19 protein-coding genes and 1 tRNA gene are annotated in these 21,665 nt (G+C 70.7%); 8 read left to right on the top strand and 12 right to left on the bottom strand.

The genetic code is table 11. The annotated features are described in order from the left end of the window. Positions 1 to 616: 616 nt before the first annotated feature. From BJ998_RS10550 to BJ998_RS10540, 3 genes are all read right to left on the bottom strand, one after another. The gene (locus BJ998_RS10550) at positions 617 to 3,793 is read right to left on the bottom strand and encodes a type I polyketide synthase (RefSeq protein WP_184860722.1); all 3,177 of its coding nucleotides are present in this window, start codon (positions 3,791 to 3,793) and stop codon (positions 617 to 619) included. A 5-nt stretch (positions 3,794 to 3,798) separates the two neighbouring features. Beyond that, entirely contained in the window at positions 3,799 to 4,116 is a 318-nt protein-coding gene (locus BJ998_RS10545; protein ID WP_184860720.1) for a hypothetical protein, read from the bottom strand. A 360-nt stretch (positions 4,117 to 4,476) separates the two neighbouring features. Next, positions 4,477 to 5,277 (bottom strand): helix-turn-helix transcriptional regulator, encoded by an 801-nt coding sequence (locus BJ998_RS10540; protein ID WP_184860718.1) that lies wholly within the window; start codon positions 5,275 to 5,277, stop codon positions 4,477 to 4,479. A gap of 262 nt (positions 5,278 to 5,539) precedes the next feature. Here BJ998_RS10540 and BJ998_RS10535 point away from each other — a divergent pair, with 262 nt between their 5' ends. From BJ998_RS10535 to BJ998_RS10520, 4 genes are all read left to right on the top strand, one after another. Next, a complete protein-coding gene (locus BJ998_RS10535; RefSeq protein WP_184860717.1) occupies positions 5,540 to 6,535 on the top strand; it encodes a hypothetical protein in 996 nt (331 codons plus the stop codon). Positions 6,536 to 6,565: 30 nt separating this feature from the next. Continuing rightward, the gene (locus BJ998_RS10530; protein WP_184860715.1) at positions 6,566 to 7,762 is read left to right on the top strand and encodes an IS701 family transposase; all 1,197 of its coding nucleotides are present in this window, start codon (positions 6,566 to 6,568) and stop codon (positions 7,760 to 7,762) included. Between the two features lie 12 nt (positions 7,763 to 7,774). Continuing rightward, a complete protein-coding gene (locus BJ998_RS10525; protein WP_184860713.1) occupies positions 7,775 to 9,109 on the top strand; it encodes a maltokinase N-terminal cap-like domain-containing protein in 1,335 nt (444 codons plus the stop codon). Between the two features lie 82 nt (positions 9,110 to 9,191). Continuing rightward, positions 9,192 to 10,631: an ATP-binding protein gene (locus tag BJ998_RS10520; RefSeq protein ID WP_184860711.1), complete on the top strand. Its 1,440-nt coding sequence runs from the start codon at positions 9,192 to 9,194 to the stop codon at positions 10,629 to 10,631. Positions 10,632 to 10,768: 137 nt separating this feature from the next. Here BJ998_RS10520 and BJ998_RS10515 read toward each other — a convergent pair. The 3 genes from BJ998_RS10515 to BJ998_RS10505 form a co-directional block, all read right to left on the bottom strand. Beyond that, a tRNA-His gene (locus BJ998_RS10515) sits at positions 10,769 to 10,841 on the bottom strand. 74 nt (positions 10,842 to 10,915) lie between these two features. After that, on the bottom strand, positions 10,916 to 11,527 hold the full coding sequence (gene orn / locus BJ998_RS10510) for an oligoribonuclease (RefSeq protein WP_184860709.1): 612 nt from the start codon (positions 11,525 to 11,527) through the stop codon (positions 10,916 to 10,918). A gap of 242 nt (positions 11,528 to 11,769) precedes the next feature. Beyond that, on the bottom strand, positions 11,770 to 12,903 hold the full coding sequence (locus tag BJ998_RS10505) for an IS701 family transposase (RefSeq protein WP_184860707.1): 1,134 nt from the start codon (positions 12,901 to 12,903) through the stop codon (positions 11,770 to 11,772). Positions 12,904 to 12,987: 84 nt separating this feature from the next. On the opposite strand from BJ998_RS10505, the gene BJ998_RS10500 reads away from it, so the two are divergent. Together BJ998_RS10500 and BJ998_RS10495 are read left to right on the top strand one after the other, a co-directional pair. After that, entirely contained in the window at positions 12,988 to 14,517 is a 1,530-nt protein-coding gene (locus BJ998_RS10500; RefSeq protein WP_184860705.1) for a helicase HerA-like domain-containing protein, read from the top strand. A gap of 373 nt (positions 14,518 to 14,890) precedes the next feature. Continuing rightward, positions 14,891 to 15,070 carry a DUF2116 family Zn-ribbon domain-containing protein gene (locus BJ998_RS10495; protein ID WP_184860703.1) on the top strand — a complete coding sequence of 60 codons (180 nt, stop codon included), beginning with the start codon at positions 14,891 to 14,893 and terminating at the stop codon, positions 15,068 to 15,070. 1 nt (position 15,071) lies between these two features. On the opposite strand, the gene BJ998_RS10490 is transcribed toward BJ998_RS10495, so the two are convergent. Next, positions 15,072 to 15,860 carry an SDR family NAD(P)-dependent oxidoreductase gene (locus BJ998_RS10490; RefSeq protein WP_184860701.1) on the bottom strand — a complete coding sequence of 263 codons (789 nt, stop codon included), beginning with the start codon at positions 15,858 to 15,860 and terminating at the stop codon, positions 15,072 to 15,074. A 60-nt stretch (positions 15,861 to 15,920) separates the two neighbouring features. Here BJ998_RS10490 and BJ998_RS10485 point away from each other — a divergent pair, with 60 nt between their 5' ends. Continuing rightward, positions 15,921 to 16,127: a hypothetical protein gene (locus tag BJ998_RS10485; RefSeq protein WP_184860699.1), complete on the top strand. Its 207-nt coding sequence runs from the start codon at positions 15,921 to 15,923 to the stop codon at positions 16,125 to 16,127. Here the strand turns inward: BJ998_RS10485 and BJ998_RS10480 are convergent. The 5 genes from BJ998_RS10480 to BJ998_RS10460 all read right to left on the bottom strand — a co-directional run bounded on the left by BJ998_RS10480 (position 16,100) and on the right by BJ998_RS10460 (position 19,828). Then, positions 16,100 to 16,597 carry a GNAT family N-acetyltransferase gene (locus tag BJ998_RS10480; protein WP_184860697.1) on the bottom strand — a complete coding sequence of 166 codons (498 nt, stop codon included), beginning with the start codon at positions 16,595 to 16,597 and terminating at the stop codon, positions 16,100 to 16,102. The two genes, BJ998_RS10485 and BJ998_RS10480, sit on opposite strands and share 28 nt — an antisense overlap. Further along, complete coding sequence (locus BJ998_RS10475; protein WP_043718205.1) at positions 16,594 to 16,791, bottom strand: hypothetical protein; 198 nt, start codon at positions 16,789 to 16,791, stop codon at positions 16,594 to 16,596. The genes BJ998_RS10480 and BJ998_RS10475 overlap by 4 nt, the downstream gene beginning before the upstream one ends. Positions 16,792 to 17,124: 333 nt before the next feature. Continuing rightward, positions 17,125 to 18,573, bottom strand: coding sequence for a DHA2 family efflux MFS transporter permease subunit (locus BJ998_RS10470; RefSeq protein ID WP_184860695.1), 1,449 nt, complete (start codon positions 18,571 to 18,573; stop codon positions 17,125 to 17,127). Positions 18,574 to 18,669: 96 nt separating this feature from the next. Beyond that, positions 18,670 to 19,095 (bottom strand): SsgA family sporulation/cell division regulator, encoded by a 426-nt coding sequence (locus BJ998_RS10465; RefSeq protein WP_184860693.1) that lies wholly within the window; start codon positions 19,093 to 19,095, stop codon positions 18,670 to 18,672. 238 nt (positions 19,096 to 19,333) lie between these two features. Continuing rightward, entirely contained in the window at positions 19,334 to 19,828 is a 495-nt protein-coding gene (locus BJ998_RS10460; RefSeq protein ID WP_312890034.1) for a MarR family winged helix-turn-helix transcriptional regulator, read from the bottom strand. Positions 19,829 to 20,116: 288 nt separating this feature from the next. Between BJ998_RS10460 and BJ998_RS10455 the strand changes: the two genes are divergently transcribed. Then, positions 20,117 to 21,640: a tetratricopeptide repeat protein gene (locus BJ998_RS10455; RefSeq protein WP_184860691.1), complete on the top strand. Its 1,524-nt coding sequence runs from the start codon at positions 20,117 to 20,119 to the stop codon at positions 21,638 to 21,640. The last annotated feature ends 25 nt before the right edge of the window (positions 21,641 to 21,665 follow it).

The following is a 21,665-nucleotide window of genomic DNA, read 5'->3' as shown; positions in this document are numbered from 1 at the left end:
CCCGTGCTCCGGACGGCGCGGCAAACGAGCGCCGGTCCGCTGGGCGACGGCTCGGTGAACGCCCGCCACATGATGTTGCGGCGGCCCGCCGTCGTCGCCCCGAAGCCACCGGATCACCGGACGGGGGCCCGCTCGTCCTCGGAAAACCCCAGCACCGCGACCTACTCACGGCGCAACCGTCGGTGCGCCTTCGGTGCCGGCGGGGAGCCGACCGACTCCGGTGGGATCTGCTCTCTTCGTACGCGGAATGCGGCGAATTTGTTCCTTTTGTCGCGGCCGTCCGATCCGTGGGCCCCTTTCGCTACTCGTCGTTCAGAGTAGTCCACGCACTGTGATGCCGAACGGGCGCGCGGTCAGGAAATCCAGTGCCGTGGGGCGTGGCCGGTTCGGCTGTTCGGTCGCGTGACTATCGCGCCGGGCGCATTTTCTCGCGCCCGGTCGTGGCAAGCAGGATGCCGTGGCGATTGTCCCCGACATGCCTCACCCCAAGGTCTGTTGATCCATGGCTTGACCCAGAAAGGGGACCGATAGGACCTGCGGGCCGCCCGGGATCGCCGGCTGACGCGAGGCATGGGAAAGGGCCGCTCCCGTCGGGAGCGGCCCTTTTCCGTGTCCGTCAGCGGCCGGCCACCAGGAGGCTCAGCTGCTCCGCCAGCTCGCCGAGCGGGGCGCCGCTGAGCACGGTTCGCACCGGCACGGAGACGCCGAGCTCGGTGCTGAGCTCGGTGCACAACCGCGCCGCCAGCAGCGAGTCCAGGCCGAGCGCCGGTAGGCGCCTGCTCAGGTCGATCTCCTCCCTGGGCAGCTCCAACAGCGTGACCACGTTGTCCACCAGGAGCCTGGCCACGTCGTGCGGTGTCGGCCGGGTGTTCTGCGTGGCCTGCTCGGCCGGCGGCGTGAAGCGTGCCGCCGTCCTGGCGAGCAGGCCGGTGGCGTGCACGCACCACCGCCGGGTCGACCCCGGCGACGGTCGCGCGCCGTGCAGTTCGAACGACCAGCCGTTGCCGGTCGCGCGCAGCGTCACCCGGGCCGCCAGCGTCGAGGCGTCTCCCGGCAGCGGTCGCACGACCCGCACGCGCCTGATCTCGTAGCCGCCGCTCGCCAGCAGCTCCTCGGCCGCCCCGGCCAGAGTCTCCTCCACCGAGGCCGCCATCGAGCCGTCCCAGGTGAGGACCGTGTCGGTCTGGATGTTGCCGTCGGTGGGCCAGAATGTCTTGCGCTGCCAAGGATAGGCAGGAAGGTCCACGTAGCGGCCCGTGCCGTTGACGGCGCGCCAGTCCAGCTCACAACCCGCCGTGTACGCCTCGCCCGCCGACCGCAGCAGCGACCGCAACGAGGGCTCGTCCCGGCGGAGGGACCCGATCGCGACGCCGTCCCGGCCGTCGGCCGCCAGCAGCTCCTCGATCTCGTTGAGCAGCAGCGGATGCGGGCCGATCTCCAGGAAGACGGTCGGCCGGTCGACCGCCGCCGCGGCGCGGATCGCCGGCGCCAGCAGCACCGGCTGGCGCAGGTTGTCCGCCCAGTACTCGGCGTCCATCTCGGAGCCGTCGATGAGCTCGCCGGTCACCGTCGACCACAGCGGCACCCGACCCGCGGTCGGCCGCAGCCCGGCCAACTGGTCCAGCAGCGCCGGTCGCAACCGGTCCACGTGCGGGGAGTGCGAGGCGTAGTTCACGTCGACCAGCTGGCCGAAGGTGCCGTCCGCCCGCAGTCGGTCGACGACGGTCGCCAGCGCGTCCCGGTCGCCGGACAGCACAGTACTGGTTCGGCCGGCGACCACGCCGACGGCGACGCGGTCCGCGAACTCGGCGATCTCAACGGCCGCGTCCAGCACGGGCAGCCGCACCATCGCCATGCCGCCGCCGGACGGCAACTTGTCGACCAGCCGCGCCCGCCGGCAGACGACCGCCGCACCCTCGGCCACGGACAGCACGCCGGTCGCCGTCGCCGCCGAGATTTCGCCCATGCTCTGGCCGATCACCTCGTCCGGCTCGACGCCCCAGCGCCGCCACGCCGCGGCCAGCGCCACCTGCACCGCCCACAGCGTCGACTGCACCTCGCACGGCCCCACCGGCAGCCGTCCCGCGGCCACCAGCCGCAACGGTGAGAAGCCGGTCTCGGCGCGGACCGCCGCGTCGCACTCCCGCAGCCGGTCGCGGAACACCGGCTCGGTGAGCAGCTCGCGAGCCATGCCCGCCCAATGGGATCCCTGCCCGGAGAAGACGAACACCACCTTCGGCGGGCCTTCGACGGCCCGACCGCCACGTGGTCGGCCGCCGAGCAGCCGTGAGACCTCCGCGGTGTCGTCACCGACGACGGCGAGCCGGTGCGGGTGGTGCGACCGGTGCAGGCCCGCGCTGAACGCGACGTCCCGGAGGTCGAGGCCGTCGGCGAGGCGGTTCGCGGTCGACTCGGCCAGCCGCTCCAGCGCCTTCGGCTCCCGCGCCGACAGCGGCACGAGGTACGGCCGCCGCCACGCGGCGGTCGTGGTCCGTGTCGGTTCCGGCGGCGCGACCAGCACCACGTGTGTGTTCGAGCCCGAGATGCCGAAGTTGCTCACGCCGGCGACCCGGCGGTCGGTGCGCGGCCAGGGCCGGAGTGAGGTCGCCAGCTCCAGCGGCAGGTTCTTGTCCGCGATCAACGGCAGTGGACTGTCCACATGGAGCGTCTGCGGCACGGTGCCGTGCCGCAGCGCCAGCACGGTCTTGATCAGGCCGGCCAGCCCGGCAGCGGCCTCCACGTGCCCGATGTTGGACTTCGCGGAGCCGACCAGGCAGCGGTTGCCCGCCGGCCGCCCCTCGCCGAGCACGGCGCCGAGCGCGCTCAGCTCGATCTGGTCGCCGGTGACCGTGCCGGTGCCGTGCGCCTCCACGTAGTCCACGTCGCCGGGGCTGATGCCCGCGTCGCGGTACGCGGCGCGCAGCGCGCGCTCCTGGCCGACCACGCTCGGCCTGATCATCGAGCCGCCGCTGCGGCCGTCGTTGCTGCTGGCGATGCCCGCGATCACGGCGTGGATCCGGTCCCCGGCCGCGACGGCGTCGGTCAGCCGCTTGAACACCAGCGTGGCCACGCCCTCGCTGCGGACGTAGCCGTCGGCTCCCGTGTCGCCGAACCGGCAGCGCCCGGTCGGCGAGATCACCGTGCCCTTCGACAGCGCCACCGAGTAGTCGGGTGCCAGCTGCAGCGACACGCTGCCGACCACGGCCATCTCGATGTCGTTGGCGCGGAGCGCGTCGCACGCCACCTGCACCGCGGTCAGCCCCGTCGCGCACGACGCGTCCACCGACAGGCTCGGCCCGCGCAGATCGAGCGCATGGGAGAGCCGACCGGCCGCCGTGCTGTGCGTGCCGGCGCCGACGAACGAGTGCAGGTCCGTCATGCCGCAGTCGCGCAGCAGGTCCCAGTACTCCGACATCAGGCCGACACCCGTGTACACGGCGGTGTTGCTGCCGGCGATGTCCTCCAGCCGCAGACCCGCGTCCTCGATCGCTTCGTACGCCGACTCCAGCAGCAGCCGCTGCTGCGGGTCCATCCGGACCGCCTCGTGCGGCGTGAGGCGGAAGAAGTCGGCGTCGAAGTCCGCCACCCCGGGCAGGAAACCACCGCTGGTGCTGACGATCGTGCCTTCGTGGTGCGGATCGGGGTGGTGCAGCGCCTTCGCGTCGAACCGCTCCGGCGGCACTTCGCCGATCGTGCACCGGCCCGCCACCAGCACGTCCCAGTACTCCCGCACGGACGAAGCGCCGGGGAACCGGCAGCTCATCCCGATGATGGCGATGGCACGGTCGTCCATGGCGCTCACCGGGCCACCGCCAGGACTCGCGGATCGCCGGTACTCGGCGGTTGCTGCGGCCCGGCGGCCGGTGCCGACAGGGCGACCGCGGCCGGCCACCCGCTGCCGCGGCGGGCACCGTGGGTCCCGCCGCCGACCCGGTCGACGATCGGCCGTGCCGCCTCGGACACGGCCGTCCACTGTGGCGTGCCGGCGCCGAAGCCGGCCGGTAAGAGCGGGCCGAGCAGACCGAACGCGGTGTGGCCGGCCCTGGCGTGCGGCCGGATCGGGGCTCTCGTGCCTCGCGTCGCCCGGCGCGCGACCTGGTCGAGCAGACTGCTCATTCCGATTCCCGGTGCGCCGGACATGATGACCACGGCAGGGTCGTCCTGGTCGCACACGGCGAGCAGAGGCGAGATCTGCTCGATTCTTCCGACAAAGTTCCAAGCCATCGTTGTTACCCCCCAAAGGTGTCAACCTGCTTGAAAAATCGGTGGCGGGGCGTGTGGCGACCGACCTACGCCCTCGTTGTCGTGGATCCGTGTGACGCACCCGCGGCAGACAACTCGAGTTCTCATCCCGCGAGTGCCGGTCGAGACCATGGCGTGCGGATGAATCCTCCCCTCGTCAATCATTGACCGGGCAAGTGCCGCGCGGTCAACGTTAATTTAACGGAATGCCCGCGGTGGGATGATTGCTTGTCATCATGTGGGAAGGTGAAAGACCATCATCAGGTTGTCAAAATCGGCGAGGTATAGTGCGGAGATTCGCCATGAGCGTTCGCCGAGTTCCGGGTGGCGCAAACGTCGGGTTCGGCTGCGCTGAACTCGGACGTCGTGATCCTGCCACCAGTCGCGGAACCGTGGATGGGCCTGTTCCGCCGCCGCGATGATGGCCTCGAGTCGCGGATGCCCGCGGTAGGGCGCCGATACCCAGCGGAACCGGGCGATCACATCGGTGACGTCGTACTCCCAGTCCACGAAGCGTTCCCGGGCCAGGGGATCGGTCAGCATCCACAGCAGCATGTTCCGCTGTTCGTAAGGGATCTTTCCGAAGTCCGTGTACCACTCCACGGCCGCCTGGTTCCAGGCGTAGACGTCGCAGAAGCGGTCGGGGGCGTACACCGGTTCCGCCCCGTTCGCGGTGGTCGCGACGACACCGCGGATCAGATCCACGCCCTCCTGCTCGGTGCGCTCGGCCGGCGCGACGCTGGTGTGCCCGTAGGCGAGGGTGTGCATGTAGCGCCGCTCGTCCTCGGACAGCTTGAGCACCCTGGCCAGGCTGTCGAGCACCTCGGCGGACGGCCTGATGTTTCGGCCCTGTTCCAGATATGTGTACCAAGTCGGACTCAGCCCGGCCAGAACGGCGACCTCCTCGCGTCGGAGGCCGACCGTTCGTCTGCGTGGTCCGGCCGGCAGGCCGACGGATTCCGGTGTCACCCGTTCGCGTCGGCTGCGCAGGAATGCAGCCAGTATGTGGCGATTGCCTCCCTCGGCCGACACCATGTCACCCCCAAGTCAACTCCCCCGACACCAGGTTATCGCAAAATCCCCGCACCAGCGGCATGTCCCACTCGGGTTGCTACACCTTCGGATACCAAATGGGTTATCCGGCCCCCGGGTGTGGGGAACCGTTCGCCTGATCGGCGGCGTGACCTCTATGTCTGATTCGTTGGCCTGGTATTGCCAGTGCCACCACAAGCTGAGTCTGCCCGCCCGGCCGCCGCCCGACCCATGCTGGAGCCCCGACGAGGCAGGGAGGGCTTCCGTGGTGGTCGACTTGATCGCCGTGCTGACCGGAATCGCGTTGGGCGGCGTCACGGGGCTGAGCGTGCTGCGGACCGTGGTCAACCCGCGGGACCGGTCGTCACGGGCGGCCCGGTTGACCGCGCGCCTGACCTACCGGGCTCTGTTGCTGGGTGCGTCGGCGCTGCCGCACCAGCGCCGCGAGCGTGCGCTCGACCTGTGCGTGCCGTTGAGTCTGACGGTGCTGCTCGGCGGGTGGCTTGCCGCCACTGCGGCGGCGTGCTGGCTGGTCGCGTTCGGCCTGCCCAGCGGGGCCGAGGAAGTCGTCCGTGTGACGGGATGGTCGCTGGCCGTGATCGAGGGCCTGCTGTTCACGGTCTACCTGAGCAAGCTGATCGACGGCTACCAGCGCCGGGAGGCGATCACCACCCGGTTGCAGGCGCGGGCCACGAGCCCGCTGGACGCCGAGGTGGTGCTCGCCGACCGGCTGCGCGGCGGCTCGCGGTCCGACCTGGGCACGGCCTTCGAGCACTGGGCGGACTGGATGGCCGACGTCCGTTCCAGCCACGCCGGCTACCCGGCCCTGCTGTACCAGCGCCCGGCCGGCGAGATGTGCTGGGTGGAGGCGGCGGTGATCGTGCTGGACGCGGCCGCGCTGACCGAGGCGGTGGCGCCGGCCTGGGCGCCGCCCAGCGTGCGGGTGCTGCTCGCCGCGGGCAGCGACTGCATCCAGCGGTTGGCCTGGCAGCTGAACATCCGGCTGGCCGTGCCGAGCGTGAGCATGCACGGGCGCGAGGAGCGGGCGTTCACCGACTCCGTGCGCTGCGCGGTGGCCGCCGGGCTGCCCAAGGAGAGGGACAGCGACAGGTCCTGGCTGGCATTCCAGGACAGCCGCACCAGGTACGCGCCGCACGCGGACGCGATCTGCTCGCACCTGAGGTATCTGAACGGGGCATGGGGGCCGGAGAGGGAAAACGGCGCCAAGGGGGAAACAGTCGCACCGCACTCGATCCAGTGAGAATTCACTATTCGTCATGGTGGGGGAGAAATGCACACGATCACGAAGACGATGAACCCGGAAACCAGCCGCGCGGGGAGTGGATTGTCCTGGTTCTGCCAGGGGCTGTTCGCCTCCTTACCCCGGTCCGACCAGCGGCGCTGGGCGGAGGTGTACGTGCGTGGCCTGATCGAGGTGCCGGGCCGCAAGTCCATCCGCCGCATTTCCGACCACGTGCTGGGCTGGCGCGCCGACCAGTGCCTGCAGCAGTTCGTCAACCAGAGCCCGTGGCTGTGGGAGCCGGTGCGGCGCAGCCTGGCCACCCAGTTCGCCGCCACCTCGCCGCCCCAGGCGTGGGTGTTGGAGGAGGCCGTCTTCCCCAAGAACGGCGACAGCTCGGTGGGCGTGGCCAAGCAGTACGTGCCGGCCGCGCGGCGCACCATCAACTGCCAGCTGGGCATCGCGGTGTTCATGGCCAACGAGTCGGCCAGCTGCCCGGTGAACTGGCGGCTGCTGCTGCCGCGGGCCTGGTCCGACGACGACGTCCGCCGCGCCCGAACCCATGTGCCGGAAGAGGAACGGCACCGTCCCATGTGGTCATGCGCGCTGGACGCCGTGGACGAGATGATCACGCAGTGGGGGCTGGCTCCCGCGCCCATCGTGATCGACGCCAGCAGCCACGCCGACATGACCGACCTGATCGACGGCCTCGAGCAGCGCGGACTCCGTTACCTGGTGCGGATTCCGGCGGACACCTCGGTGCCGCCGGTCAACGGCCGCCGGTTCACCGCGGGCGAGCTGGCCATGCTCGCCGCCCGTCGCGGCCAGCTGACGATGAGCTGGCGCGACCCGGCGACCCGGCGGGTCGGCACCTCCCGGTGGATCCTCGGGATGATTCCGAACGCGGAGAACGTCGTGCAGATGGCGCCGCACGCGGCGTACCGGCGGATGCGGCGGATCGCCGCCGAGTGGTTGCCGGGCAGCATCGCGCCGAGTTCGGTGTGGCTGACCAACATGCACAACGTGCGGCTGCCGGAGCTGGTCGCGCTGACCCGGCTGCGCCGGCGCACCGGGGAGGACATGGCCCGGCTCAACGACGGTTTCGGCCTGCGGCACTTCGAGGGCCGCAGCTTCCGGGGCTGGCACCACCACGTGACGCTGGCGTCCGCGGCGCACGCCTACGCCACCCTGTCGGCGATGGACGAGGAGTACGCCGACGAGCTGGCCACCCTCCGGCCGTACGCCTGATCGGGAGGTCACGTGCACTGGGACCCCGAGTCGCCGGGCCGGATGAGCCCGCTGGAACACGCCCTGGTCTCGTGGCTGCCCCGTCGGCGCTGGTTCGCCGGCGGGGGCCGGGACCCGCACCGGGTCGAGATCGTCTCGGCCGCCGAGCTGACCACGGACTGCGCCGCCCGCGGCGCGCTCGTGATCGTCGAGGTGTCCTATCCGGACGGTGACACCGAGCTCTACCAGCTGCCGCTGGGGCAGCGCACGGTGCTGCCGTCCGACATCGGGTCGGCGGCGATCATGGCGGCCGCCGACGGTGTGGTCTACGACGCGACCGTGGACTCCGGGCTGATGGGCTCGCTGCTGGCGATGATCGGCGGCGCCGAGACCTCCGGCAGCATCGGGTTCTGTCCGGAGCCCGGCGCGTGGATCACCGGCTGCGAGCCGATTCCCGGCCGGCCGCTCGCGGTCGAGCAGTCCAACACCTCGGTCGTGTTCGGGGACCGGGCGATCCTCAAGCTGTTCCGGCGGCTGGCCCCCGGGGTCAACCCGGAACTGGAGCTGCACCGGGCGATCACCGGCGCGCGGGTGCCGCGGCTGCTCGGCGCGATCGAGGGAACGCTGCGCGGCGCGCCCATCACGCTCGGGGTGCTGCACGAGTTCGCGGCCGGGTCGCGGGACGGCTGGCTGCTGGCCACCGAGGCGGTGCGAAACCTGGTGTCCGGTGTGGACGACGGCTCGGCCTTCGTGGCGGACGTCGAGCTGCTCGGGGCCGCGGTCGCCGACGTGCACGTCGCGCTGGCCGACCGGCTCGGCACGTCCACAATGGACGCCGAGGTGCTCGCGGACGTGTTGTCCGACCGACTCGACCGGGCCATCGTCGCCGCCCCGGCGCTGGCCAGGCAGGCCGACCGGATCCGGGCCGTGTACCGGGCGCCGGGCGCGGCCGGGGAGAAGGTCCTGACCCAGCGTGTGCACGGAGATCTCCATCTGGGCCAGGTGCTGCGGGCCGACGACGGCTGGCTGCTGACCGACTTCGAGGGCGAGCCGGCCGCCGAGGACCGGCTGGCGGTGCACTCGCCGCTGCGCGACGTCGCCGGCATGCTGCGGTCGTTCGACTACGCCGCGAGCCAGGTCGGCGACGCGTGGTCCCGGTACCAGCTGGAGCGCTGGCTTTCCCGGGTGCGCGAGGCGTTCGGCGCCGGCTACGGCCGGGAGTCCGGAGTGGACCTGGCCCGGGCGCGGTCCGTGCTGACCGCGTACGAGTTGGACAAGGCGGTGTACGAGGTCGCGTACGAGACGAGGAATCGCCCGTCCTGGGCGGGGATTCCGCTCCGCGCCGTGGCCGCCATCCTGGGCGGGTGACCGCCCCCCCTGTGCTGACGCCCCGCCCCCTTGCCGGGGCGTCAGCACAGTTCTTCGCCGCATGGGCCCGGAGGGGGACCGTATGGACGTCGAGACGTTGCGGGGGATCGCCCTGTTCGCCGCGCTGGACGGCGAGCAGCTGGCGTGGCTCGCGCAGGCCGGCACACAGCATTCGCTGGCGGACGGCGACGTGCTGTTCCGCGACGGCGAGCGGGCCGATGCCTTCTACGTGCTGGTGGACGGCGAGCTGGCGTTCAGCGCTCGCGACGCCAGCGGGCGGGAGCAGTTCCTGACCCGACACGTGCGCCGCGCGAACTCCGTCGTCGGGCGGGCCGAGACCGACCATGACGGCAAACCCCGGGCGGCGCACGAGTTCACCGGGGAGCTGCCGCTGCTCGCCGACGCCGACTACATGGCGACCGCAGTCGCCGTAGGCCCCACCGAGGTCCTTCGCTATGCCAAGCCGCAGTTCTTCGAGATGCTCGTGCGCTGCCCGCAGGTCTGTACGGTGCTGCTGCCGGTGCTGGCCTGGCGTATCCACGCCTCCGAGGTCGCCGTCCGTCGGCGGGCCACGCTGGAGGCCCTCGGCACGCTGGCCGCCGGCCTCGCGCACGAGTTGAACAACCCGGCCGCCGCCGTGTCCCGCTCCGCGTCCGAGCTGGCCGACCTGATGCCACAGCTGCTCAGGGACTGCTCGTGCCTCGGCCGCCGCGCCGAGCCGGAGGAACTGGCCGCCGTCAACGCCACCATCGACGGGATCCGCAACCGGGCGCCGCTGCGGGCCGTCGATCCGCTCGACGCGATGGACGCCATGGACGAGGTCACCGACTGGCTGGAGGATCGGGGCATCGACTCCGGTTCCCTCGCCGACGACCTCGTCGAGTGCGGCCTGCGCGTCGCCGACCTCGACGCGCTCGCCGCCCAGCTCCGGCCCGACGTCGTCGGCCCCGCCGTGGAGGTCGTCGCCGGTTCGCTGCGCGGGCACGCCACCGTCGCCGAGGTTGTCGGCGCGTCGTCCCGGATCTCGACCCTCATCGCCTCCACCAAGGCGTACAGCGACATGGACCGCGCCTCCGAGCGGGACGAGGTGGACGTCGTGGAGGGCATCGAGGCCACCCTGACCATGCTGGTGTCCAAGCTGTCCGGGATCCGCGTGGTGCGGGACTACCGGGACGGGCTGCCGACGATCTGCGGCCGGCCGAGCGAGTTGAACCAGGTGTGGACCAACCTGGTGGACAACGCCGTGGACGCGATGCCCGGCGGCGGCACCCTGACCATCACCGCCGACGGCGTCGGCGACGACCTCCTGGTGGAGTTCCGGGACACCGGCTGCGGCGTGCCCGCGGACGCCCTGCCCCGGCTGTTCCAGCCGTTCTTCACCACCAAGGACGTCGGCCGCGGCACCGGCCTCGGCCTGTACCTGTCACACGAGATCGTCGCCCGCCGCCACGGCGGCGCGATCTCCGTCTCCTCCGAACCCGGCGACACCCGCTTCTGCGTCCGCCTACCGGTGCGCTCATAAAGCCGAAGGCGCGACGCGAATCACACACGCGATGGGGTCCGGGGCGCAGCCCCGGCGTGGGGGCGTGGGGGCCGGGCCCCCACAAGGCACACCAAGAGAAATGGCCCGGCGATAGCATCGCCGGGCCATTTCGCGCGGGTGAGTGACGGGATTCGAACCCGCGACACCTGGGACCACAACCCAGTGCTCTACCGACTGAGCTACACCCACCATCAGAGGTCTTCGCCTTAGGCGGCGTTGACCTCCGTAAGGCTAGCGCATGCGCGCTCAGGCTCAAAAACGGGTTACCCCTGGCCCGCCGCGCGAAGGATCTCGGCCGCCGCGGCCTGCGCTTGTTCGCTGGTCGGGCCCGGTTGCGGCACGAACGCCGTGGCCCGGTAGTAGGCGAGTTCGCGGATGGACTCGTGGATGTCGGCCAGCGCCCGGTGCGCGAGGCCCTTGGCCGGCTGCGCGTAGTAGATGCGCGGGTACCAGCGCCGGCAGAGTTCCTTGATGCTGGACACGTCGACCATGCGGTAGTGCAGGTGGCTGTCCAGCGTCGGCATGTCGCGGGCGATGAAGCCGCGGTCGGTGGCGATGCTGTTGCCGGCGAGCGGTGTGGTGCGGGGGTCGGGCACCCACTGCCGGATGTAGTCCAGCACGAGTTGCTCGGCCTCTTCGAGCGTGGTCGTGGAGCGGCGCACTTCCTCGGTGAGGCCGCTGTGGGCGTGCATGTCCCGCACCACGTCCGGCATCGCGTCGAGCGCTTCGTCGTCGGCGTGGATCACCACGTCGACGCCGTCTCCGAGCACGTTCAGTTCTGCGTCGGTGACCAGGGCGGCGATCTCTATCAGGGCGTCTTTGCCCAGGTCGAGCCCGGTCATCTCGCAGTCGATCCACACCAGACGATCAGTCACCCGTAGGAGCCTATCCCGCCACGGTCCGTGTTCGTCTGAACGCGCGCTTTCGGGCCGTTCGGCCTAGTACTGCAACGGCACTTAGGTCAGTGGGTAACCGCGCCGTTTGTAGTGGCTGAGACGGGCTTGATGTTGACGTCGCCGGCGCCAACACGACCAGGACCAGACGTGGTCGACGCTGGCTGCGGTCCGGAAGACCAGGTTGATCAACAGTCGCCTCACCTCCGGTAACGTGAAGCCGATCATGCCCGTGTCGCGGTCACTCGTTCCCCTTTTGCGACAAGGGATCGCGTGACGGCGAGCCAGGCATGAGCAAGCATCGACAGCGTGACGTGCGCGTACCAGGCACGCCAAGAACGAACCTGATAGTGATCCAACCCGGCTTCGTTCTTGGCCTGCTGGAAGCACTCCTCGATCCGCCACCGCGCCCCCGCGATCCATGCCAGGTCCACAACCGTGCACCGACGGGGCCCGTAGCAGACGTAGTATGCGATGTCGGTCGGGTCAGTGATCGACCGTCGCGCCAGCAGCCAATGCCCACGACCCGGCGCCCACAGCACCCGCAACGGCACCCGAGCCCATTCGTACTCGCGCGGCCCATGCGCCCCAGCTCCCACCGACAACCGGCGCCAGGCCCGCGCCGGCACCGCGGCGACCAGTTCGTCGGCACGGGCTTGGCGCATCGTCGTGGTAACCAGGGTGTCGTTGACCTTGGTGGCCAACACGTGCGGAAGATCGTGCTGCTCGAGCCAGACCCGCAGGTACTTGACCTGCCCGTACGCCTCGTCGGCGGTCACCCAGCCGAACGGCACGCCGGCGGCGACCGCGCGGTCGATCATCGCCATGGCCTGCCGAGGCTTGGTCACGAACTCGACCTCGTCGGGCACGTCGGCGGCACGACATCGATCCCGGTCACTCGTCCAGGACTCCGGCAGGTACAGCTCGCGGTCGATCAACGCGTGACCACGGGTCGAGGCATAGGCCAGGAACACGCCGACCTGGCAGTTCTCCGTCCGCCCGGCAGTGCCCGAGTACTGCCGCTGCACCCCGGCCGACCGGGTCCCCTTCTTCAGGAACCCGGTGTCGTCCACGATCAACACGCCGTCGCGCTCGCCCAACTGCTCCGCGACGTAGTCCCGCAGGTCGTCACGGACGCCGTCGACATCCCAGTCCGCCCGCCGCAGCAGTCGTTGCATACCGTCCGGGCTGGTCTGGCCTGCGCGTTCGGCCAACGTCCAGCCGTTCTTCCGCTCCAGTCCCGCGGTCAGTCCGAGCAGGTACTCCCGAGACCGAGCACGCGGTTCAGACCGGGTGAACCGAGCACTGATCCGCGCGTGCACCCGGTCCAGCTCTGCGACCGCAACGTCAATCACCACGACGAACATGATCCACTACAACTCACACAAGTGCCGTTGCAGTACTAGTGTCTCTGATGCCGTTCGGGCTATCTGGAGGTCGGGGTGGACGCTTTCGAGGAGATCACCGCCGGTTACGCCACCGAGGGCGGTGCGTTGGAGCTCGGCTCGGCCGTGGTCGACGGGAATGTCCGCGCCGAGGCCCGGGTTCGGCTGCCGCTGGCGACCCTGAACCGGCACGGCCTGATCGCCGGCGCGACCGGCACCGGCAAGACCAAGACCCTGCAGCTCATGGCCGAACAGCTCTCGGCCGCCGGCGTTCCCGTCGTGATGGCCGACGTGAAGGGGGACCTGTCGGGCCTGTCCCGGCCCGGCGCCGGCGGGGACAAGGTGTCCAAGCGGGCCGCCGAGACCGGCGACGACTGGCAGGCCGCGGGCTTCCCCGTGCAGTTCCTGTCGCTGGGGGAGGGCGGCAGCGCCGTTCCGGTGCGGGCGACGATCACCAGCTTCGGACCGATCCTGCTGTCGAAGGTGCTGGGGTTGAACGACACCCAGGAGTCCACCCTGGGGCTCATCTTCCACTGGGCCGACTCGCGTGGGCTGCCGCTGCTGGACACCAAGGACCTTCGCTCCGTCATCCAGCACCTCACCGGCGACGAGGGCAAGGAGGACCTCAAGGGCCTCGGCGGCGTTTCCTCCGCCACCGCCGGGGTGATCCTTCGGGCCCTGCTCAACCTCGAAGCCAACGGCGGCGACACCTTTTTCGGTGAACCTTCCCTCGATCCCGCCGACCTCATGCGCGTCGACGGGGACCGCGGCGTCATCAGCCTGCTGGAGCTCGCCGAGCTCCAAGGCAACCCCGCCCTGTTCTCCACGTTCCTGATGTGGCTGCTGGCGCAGCTGTTCCACCAGCTGCCCGAGGAAGGCGATCTCGACCAGCCGAAGCTGGTCTTCTTCTTCGACGAGGCCCACCTGCTCTTCGCCGGCGCCTCCAAGGCCTTCCTCGAGCAGATCGTCCAGACGGTGAAGCTCATTCGTTCCAAGGGCGTCGGCGTGTTCTTCTGCACCCAGCTGCCCACCGACGTTCCCAACTCCGTGCTGTCCCAACTGGGCGCTCGCGTCCAGCATGCCCTTCGCGCGTTCACCCCCGACGACCAGAAGGCGTTGGCCCAGACCGTCAAGACCTATCCCACGACGCCTCACTACGACCTCGGGAAGGCCCTCACCACCCTCGGCATCGGCGAGGCCGTCGTCACCGTCCTGTCCGAGCAGGGCGCTCCCACTCCTGTCGCTTGGACCCGCCTTCGCCCGCCGCGTTCCCTCATGGCCTCCATCGGCGTCGACGCCGTCAAACAGGCTGCCGCTTCCTCTTCCCTCTACGGCAAATACGGGCAGTCCGTCGACCGCGAGTCCGCGTACGAGATGCTCCTGGCCAAGGTCGCCCCGCCCTCCGATGCGCCGGAACCCGGAGGCCCGGAACCCGAAGCCCCCGCGCGCCGCAAGGAGTCCGACGACCCCGGCCTCATCGGCCAGGTCCTCGGCAACCCCGCCGTGAAGTCGTTCCTGAGGTCGGCGGGATCGGCGCTGGGGCGGGAGATCACCCGAGGAATCTTCGGAACCAGCCGCCGCCGCTGAACACGGCCCACCTCGCCACGCCCTCCTTCCCGCACCTGAGTGGCTCACTTTCGCCCCAGGATGCACGTGAGCCACTCACGTGGGCCTGGCTATGAGGGTGGTCGCCGGCTTCAGCCGGCGGCGCAGGTTTCTCGGCCACCCAACCTCCGCCACACCCGCCGCCCGCGGCCCTTGTCGCCTCCTGGCACACCGCCGATGCCGCTACCCATCTGCCGGCCGCCACCCTTCCTCGCCCCGCCGCCGTCCCCACCTATCCGCCGGGAGCGTGAAATCGTGGGCCTTTTCGGGTGTCGAGTCGACACAATCCCGAAACACGGCCGTCCTCTTGCCGATTTAGCGTCCATGGTGGACGTCGACCCGGGAGGTGGGTGGGATGACCGGTCACTGTGTCGTCTGCGGTGCGGAGCGGCCTAGTTCTCCGTCGGACTTCTTCTGCTCCGACCAGTGCCAGCGCGACTGGCACGCCCGCCGGGTGGTGCCGTTGAACAGCGACGCCGGCACGTGGCTGCCGACGCACGTGAACCGCACCGGCGAATCGTGGCGCGCGGCGTGATTCAGACCGAGCGGGTGCGATACGCGACGTTGAGCACCCGCTCGACCAACTTCGGCGCGACCGCGTAGCTGGCGGCCGCGAGCAGACCGAACGGCAGGTCCACGGACTTGGGCCGTTTGACCAGCGCGCGGACGACCAGCCGGGCGGCCTGTTCCGGGGTGGCGGCCGGCATCCGGTCGTAGACCCGGCTCGGGCCGATCATCGGCGTGCGCACGAGCGGCATGTGCACGGTGGTGAACGTGATCCGGTCGCGCAGCGTCTCGGCCGCCGCGACCTGGCTGAACTCGTCCAGCGCCGCCTTGGACGCCAGGTACGCGGCGAACCTCGGCGTGCGCGTCTGCACGCCCATCGACGAGATGTTGACCACGTGCCCGCCGCCGTTGTCCCGGAAGTGCGGCAGCAGACCGAGCACCAGCCGCACCGGCGCGAAGTAGTTGATCGCCATCGTGCGCTCGAAGTCGTGATGACGGTCCCGCGAGCTGTTCAGCGAGCGCCGGATGGACCGGCCGGCGTTGTTGACCAGCATGTCCACCCGCGGCTGCTCGGCCAGCACCCGCTTGAGCACCGTCTCCACGGATTCGGCATCGGTCAGGTCGCACGGGTAGCTGTGGGCCTCGCCGCCGCGCGCCACGATTCCGTCCCTGACCTGCGCCAGCTCATCGGCGCGCCGGGCCACCAGCAGCGGAACGGCGCCGAGCCCCGCGACCGCGAAGGCCGTCGCACGGCCGATGCCGGAGGACGCGCCGGTGATCAGGATGCGCTTGCCGGCCAGCGGCGACGATCGGCTCATGACCCGATGATGCCACTACCTACTCGTGAGTAGGAAGCGGTCGTGGCAGCATGGCCGACCATGGCGAGGTGGGGAGAGTTCCGGGCCAGGCCGTTCCACTTGGGCTTCGGCGCGCTGGCGATCGCGTGCGCCGTCGTGAGCGCTTCGCTCATGGAGGACGCCGTGCTGCGCGCCGGTTGGATCGTGCTCGGCTGCGCCGGCCTCGTGTGGGTCGGGTTCGTGTCGTGGGCGCTGGTCCGTCAGCGCAGGCGCAGCTCCAACACCTGACCCGGCCACGTGCCGACCGTGAAGGTGTCCGTCGGAGTGAAGCCCGCCGAGACGTAGAACGCGACCAACGCTCGGTCGTCGCCGGCGTAGCAGTCCACCCGGACCCGTTCGACGCCCTGCTCGGCCGCTCGGGTCTCCGCGTGCTTGAGCAACATCCGGCCCGCGCCGCGCGCTTCCGGGAATCTCGCGCCCACCAGCCCCGAGACGTACAGCTCCGGCACGTCGCTCGGCGGGATGTGCGCCTGCGGCTCCCCGAATGCCGCAAACCCCGCCGCTCTCGCCCCGACTTCGGCGATCCACGCCTCGCCGGCCAACCATCGCCGCATGGTCTCCACCCGCTTCGGGACCGTAGAGAACGGCTCCGTGCCCCACTGGCCCGTGCGGCCCTGCTCCGTCAGCCACCGCACGGCGTCGTCGAACAGTGCGCCGACCGTGTCCAGGTCGTCGGCCGTGGCACGGCGGAGCCTCATGCCGGCTCGGACGCGGTCACCACCGCATCGCGCAGCGCCGCCCGCAGCCGGCCCACCTCGAGCGGCGCCAGCACTGCTGTCTCTCCCGGCGGGGCGACCAGCACCACATGGCCCTGGCTGACGAACACCGTGAGGTCACGGCGACGGCCCGCCACGTCCCTGCAGGTCACCAACCATTCCTTGCGGTCAACCACGTCTTCCGCCTCCCAGCCTTTCGGTGCCTGACAACATCGCGGCGCTCGCAGCGGTGTGACGCACCCCGGCCGACGACGTGACGCGGGTTTCGCGGCCAGATCGTGCCTTCCCCGTGGATGATCACGCCGTGCTGTCGCCTAGCCTCGCACGATCAGGCGGCCGATCGTCACCTGGGAGGGTGATCAGGCACTCCCGCACGCACTCCTACCACCGCATTTACGCAGAAGGGCGGAAGCGGAGCACGACCGTTCGGGCGATTACCCGCTCGCCGAGTCACCTGAGTGGCTCACTTGGCCTCCGAGGCCGAATGAGCCACTCACGTGCGTCTGGTGTCAGCGGCGCGCACCCGCTGCGCCGACCACCGTCTCCCCGGGCACCGCCCGCGCCGGCCGGGTCATGGTCGCCGCCGCGTCGTCGTCCTTGATCAGCAGCGCAGCGACCCCGGACGCGATCATCAGCCCGGCCGCCACCGCGAACGCCACGTGATAGCCGAGCAGGTTGCCCGTCCCGGCCGAGGCACCGCCACCGACCGCGGCGAGCACGCTGCCCAACACCGCGACGCCGACCGCCGACCCGGCCTGCCGGCCCGAGTTGTACAGCGTGGACGCCCGGCCCGTCTTCGCCGCCGGCACCTGCGCGAACGCGGCCGTCTGCGCCGGGTTGAAGTTGTTGGACATGCCCAGCCCCAGGTAGAACATGATCAACATGACCACCCACTGCGGCGTGGCCGGCCCCACCAGCGTCAGCAGCATCATCGCGACCGCCGCGTTCACCACGCCCAGCACGATGTGCAGCCGCGGCCCCAGCGTCGAGTACACCCGGCTGGCGATCTGGGTGCCGACCAGCACGCCGACCGCCTCGGGGAACGTGGTCAGCCCGGTCTGCCACGCCGAGACACCGAGCCCGGACTGGTAGAGCAGCGGGAACACGAACAGCGTGCCGAGGAAGCCGGCCGTGGACACCAGCTGCACGATGTTGACGCTGCGGAACAGTCGGTCGGCGAACAGCCGCAGGTCCAGCATCGGCTCCGGCACCCGCAGCTCCACGAACACCGTCGCGGCCAGCAGCACCACGCCCAGGATGCCGGTGATCAGGATCTGCGGCGAGCCCCAGCCCAGGGTGGCGCCCTCGGTGAGGGCGTACATCAGCAGCGCGAAGCCGACACCCGACAGCACGAAGCCGGCCAGGTCGAACCGCCCGGCGCCGGGCTCGCGATGCTCGCGCAGCAGGAACAGGCCGAACAGGAAGGTCAGCACGCCGACCGGCAGGTTGACGTAGAAGACCCAGCGCCACGACAGCGTGTCCACCAGCAGGCCGCCCAGTACCGGACCCATCGCCGGCGCGACCGCCGTCGGCAGGATGAGCACGCGGTTCACCCGCATCCGCTCGGCCAGCGGGAACTCCCGGTACAGCATGGCCAGGCCGATCGGCGCGAGCATGCCGCCGCCCAGGCCCTGCAGCAGCCGGAACGCGACGAGTTGGGGGAGCGACTGGGCCAGTCCGCACAGCGCCGAGGCCACCGTGAAGATCGCCAGCGCGGTCAGGAACACCCGCTTGGTGCCGAACCGGTCGCCCAGCCAGCCCGAGGCCGGGATCACCAGGGCGAGGCTGAGCAGGTAGCCGACGACGACCGCGCCCGCGTCGGCGGCGGTCACGTGGAACTGGCCGGCGATCGTCGGCAGCGCGACGTTGACGATGGTGGTGTCGAGGATGTTGACGAAGAGCGCGGCGACGAAGACGACGCTGACGACAACCTTCGGGCTCAGCTGGCGTAACCCCACCGCTCGGCTCCCTCGTGGAATGTTTGCATGCGGCAACGAAACATTCCAACAGGGGCGGGCGTGGGGTTGTTCCTCGGCGTTCGGGTGAGCCGGGCCTCAGCTCAGGTCGTACGGCATCAGGGTGGTGAGCGCGTCGTCGACGCTGACCCACTGGGCCTCGGTGCCGGGCAGCACCAGGTCGTAGGTGCGGTCGAGGAAGTCGGCCAGCTCCTGCGCGGCGGCCTCGAACATGGCCAGGCCGGCCGGCGAGCTGACGACCAGCACGACGAGCTCGATGTCGTCGACCGCCGGGCGGATGCGGACGTCACCGGAGCCGGCCTCGGCGATCAGGCCGTCGGCGAGCAGGTCGCGGGCGAAGCACCACTCCACCCAGCCCGACGGGCCGGAGCGGAACGCCGCGGTGACTGCGTACGGGTCACGGGTGTCGTAGCGGAGTTCGACCTCGACCGGGACCGACGGTGCGTCCGGCACCAGCAGGTCCAGCACCGCCATCGAGCGGAGCGTCATGTGGTCGTTACGCATCGTGTTGTCACCCCTCGGCTTCCCGACACTCGTCCTGAGTCAACAGTGGCGGAGTCCTCTGGAGAACTTGTCCACGTTCACTCAATGTCGCCCCCAGGCGGAGTTGCCCGCTCAATCTGTCACTCATCCGGGTGGCGGTCCAGCGGTTTCGTCATTCACCGTACGAAAGTGTGGGGATATGACCTGAAAAGGGGAACGGTCTTGCCCCTGTTGTGACCACTTTCCAACGTGATGATGGCTACACGCACGAGCCGCCCGGGCCGGCGCCGCCCGCCTCGGGCACCGCCAGCCGCAGCAGCACGCGCCGCAGCACCGCCTCCTCCTCCGCGCTCAAACCCTCGAGCACGGCCCGTTCGACCAGTTCCAGTTCGAGCCGGACCGCCGCCTGGACCTGGCGACCCTTCTCGGTCAGCTCGGGGATACGCACGCGGCGGTCACGCGGATCAGGTCGGCGGACGATCAGTTCCTGCTGTTCCATCCGGTCCAGGGTGGAGGTCATGGTCGTCTTGTCGAGGCCGAGGCGGTTGCCCAGCGCCAGCTGCGTGTGCTGGCGGCCTTCCAACAGGGCGGACAACACCAGCTGGCCCCGGATGCCGATGCTGCCGGCCTCGAGCGCGTGGCGCTCCATCGCCGCCCCCATCCGCTGGGCGGCGCGGTGCAGCAGCCAGTTCAGGTCGTCGCGCTCACCGCAGGCCTCCGCGGTGGGGCAGACGTGCTGCTGCTCGGTCTCCACACTCCAAATCGTACGTGCCTTGACCTGGCCAAAGCCGCCTCCGTGCCCGGACGCCCCCACTTCGGCGACCAAGATGCCGCTGTGAGTCGACCATGCCGACGCCTCCCGCGGAGGGTGTCGATCATTAGGCCGTCCAGCGGTTTTCACCTCCGCGACACGCCGGTATAAGGCGGTCCCGGTGTTCCGTGCCGCCCGCTGCCAGACTTGCCCGAGTTGCCTGGTCCGGTGTGCGGGAGGACACAAGCGATGGTCGAACCGCTCGGAGACGTACTCGATCGCGCAGCCAAGTTGAGTGCCTCCGGCCGGCGACGCAAAGCTGTGGCCCTGCTGCGCAGCACCGCCAGCTCCCATCCCGACAGCCCCGAGGTCTGGTGTCGGCTCGCCGCCGCGCTGCTGGACCGTGGCGACGCCACCGCCGCCCTGACCGCCGTGCGCCGCGCGATGCCGCTCGGTGGGGACAAGGCTTGGACGCACCGCCTCGCCAGCAAGGCCTTGAGCCGGCTCTCCCGACACGAGGAAGCCGTCTCCGCCGCGCGGCAGGCCGTCCGCGCCGCGCCGTCCGACTGGCGGTGCCGCATCGCCCTGGCCGAGGCCTTCGGCGCCGCCGGCAGTTGGCCCGACGCCGTCGACGCCGCCGCCCAGGCCGTGCGATATCAGCCCGACCACGTCCGGCCGTACCTCGTCCTGGGCGACGCCGCTCAGCGGACCGGCGACCTCGCCACCGCCGAGCGCGCGTACCGGACCGCCATGCGTCGCAAACCGGGCGACCCTCGCGTTCGCGCCGAACTAGCCCGCCTCCGCCGGCCTTCCTCCCGTGACCACGCCGCCGAGCAGACTCGCCTCGGTCAGCTCCCGGCCCACGAACGGGGCGCCGAGCACACCCGCCTCAGCCGCTTCCACCAGCCCACCTCTGGCGACCGCAGCACCGAGCTGGCCCGCTCTTGGGCGACTTCCTCCGACCGGTCCGCCCAGCCCGACCGCTGGCCACGCCCCTTCGGCCACGACCTCGCCGCCGACCGCTCCGCCGCCGGCCACGACCTCGCCGCCGATCGTCCCGCCATCGGCCGGGCCGCTGTCGATCGTTCCGCCGCTGGCCAGGCCGCCGCCGTCGACGATCTCGCCCTCCAGCACCTCTCCAGCGACCAACCCGCCCACGGTCGAACTTCCGCTTTTCGTCGAAGTCGAGCATTTCGCCGAACTTCAGCAGCCGGTCGCGCTTCGCGCCGTAGCCGAACTCCCGACGACGACCGCACTCCGGACGACGGTCGAACGCCGTCGGACCGTCGGGCCGTCCGCGACGGTCGTTCGGCGGTCGACAGCGCGAGCGGCCACGGATCTCGTGGGGCCGACCGATCCTCCGGGACCGACCGACCCTGGGGTACCGACCCGTCCCCGGGCACCGGCCGATCCTTGGGAGCCGGCCGGTCGCCGGTGCCGGAGAAGCTGGCCTGGCGTGGCGTCCGTCAGCTGTCCATGACCCTGGTCGTCGGCGGCATGTTCCTGATGGTCGCTGGCCTACCGAAGCCGACGCCGGTGCTGGCCTGGCTCGGCTTCGCCATTCCGTGCGTCGTCATCCTGGTGGCTGTCGTCGAACTGTTCCGGGTTCCGTCCGGCTGCCGGTTCGCTGTGCTCACCATGCCGCTGCGTCGCCCGGTGATCGGGCTGTCGTGTGTGTTGCTCGCGTTGTCCAACGCACTGGTGCTGCTCTGGGCGATGCTCGACCGGGCGAACGCCGGCACCATGGAGCCGCTCATCTTCGCCCTGGTCTGCGCGGTCTGTGCCGGCGCCGTTGCGCTGGTCAACGAGGCGTAGCCGTCCCGGACAAGCGCGGGACAAG

It is taken from the genome of Kutzneria kofuensis (genome assembly GCF_014203355.1).
GTDB lineage: Bacteria > Actinomycetota > Actinomycetes > Mycobacteriales > Pseudonocardiaceae > Kutzneria > Kutzneria kofuensis.
Note: the sequence above shows the minus strand (reverse complement) of the source record. Positions and strands in the feature narration are given on the sequence as shown.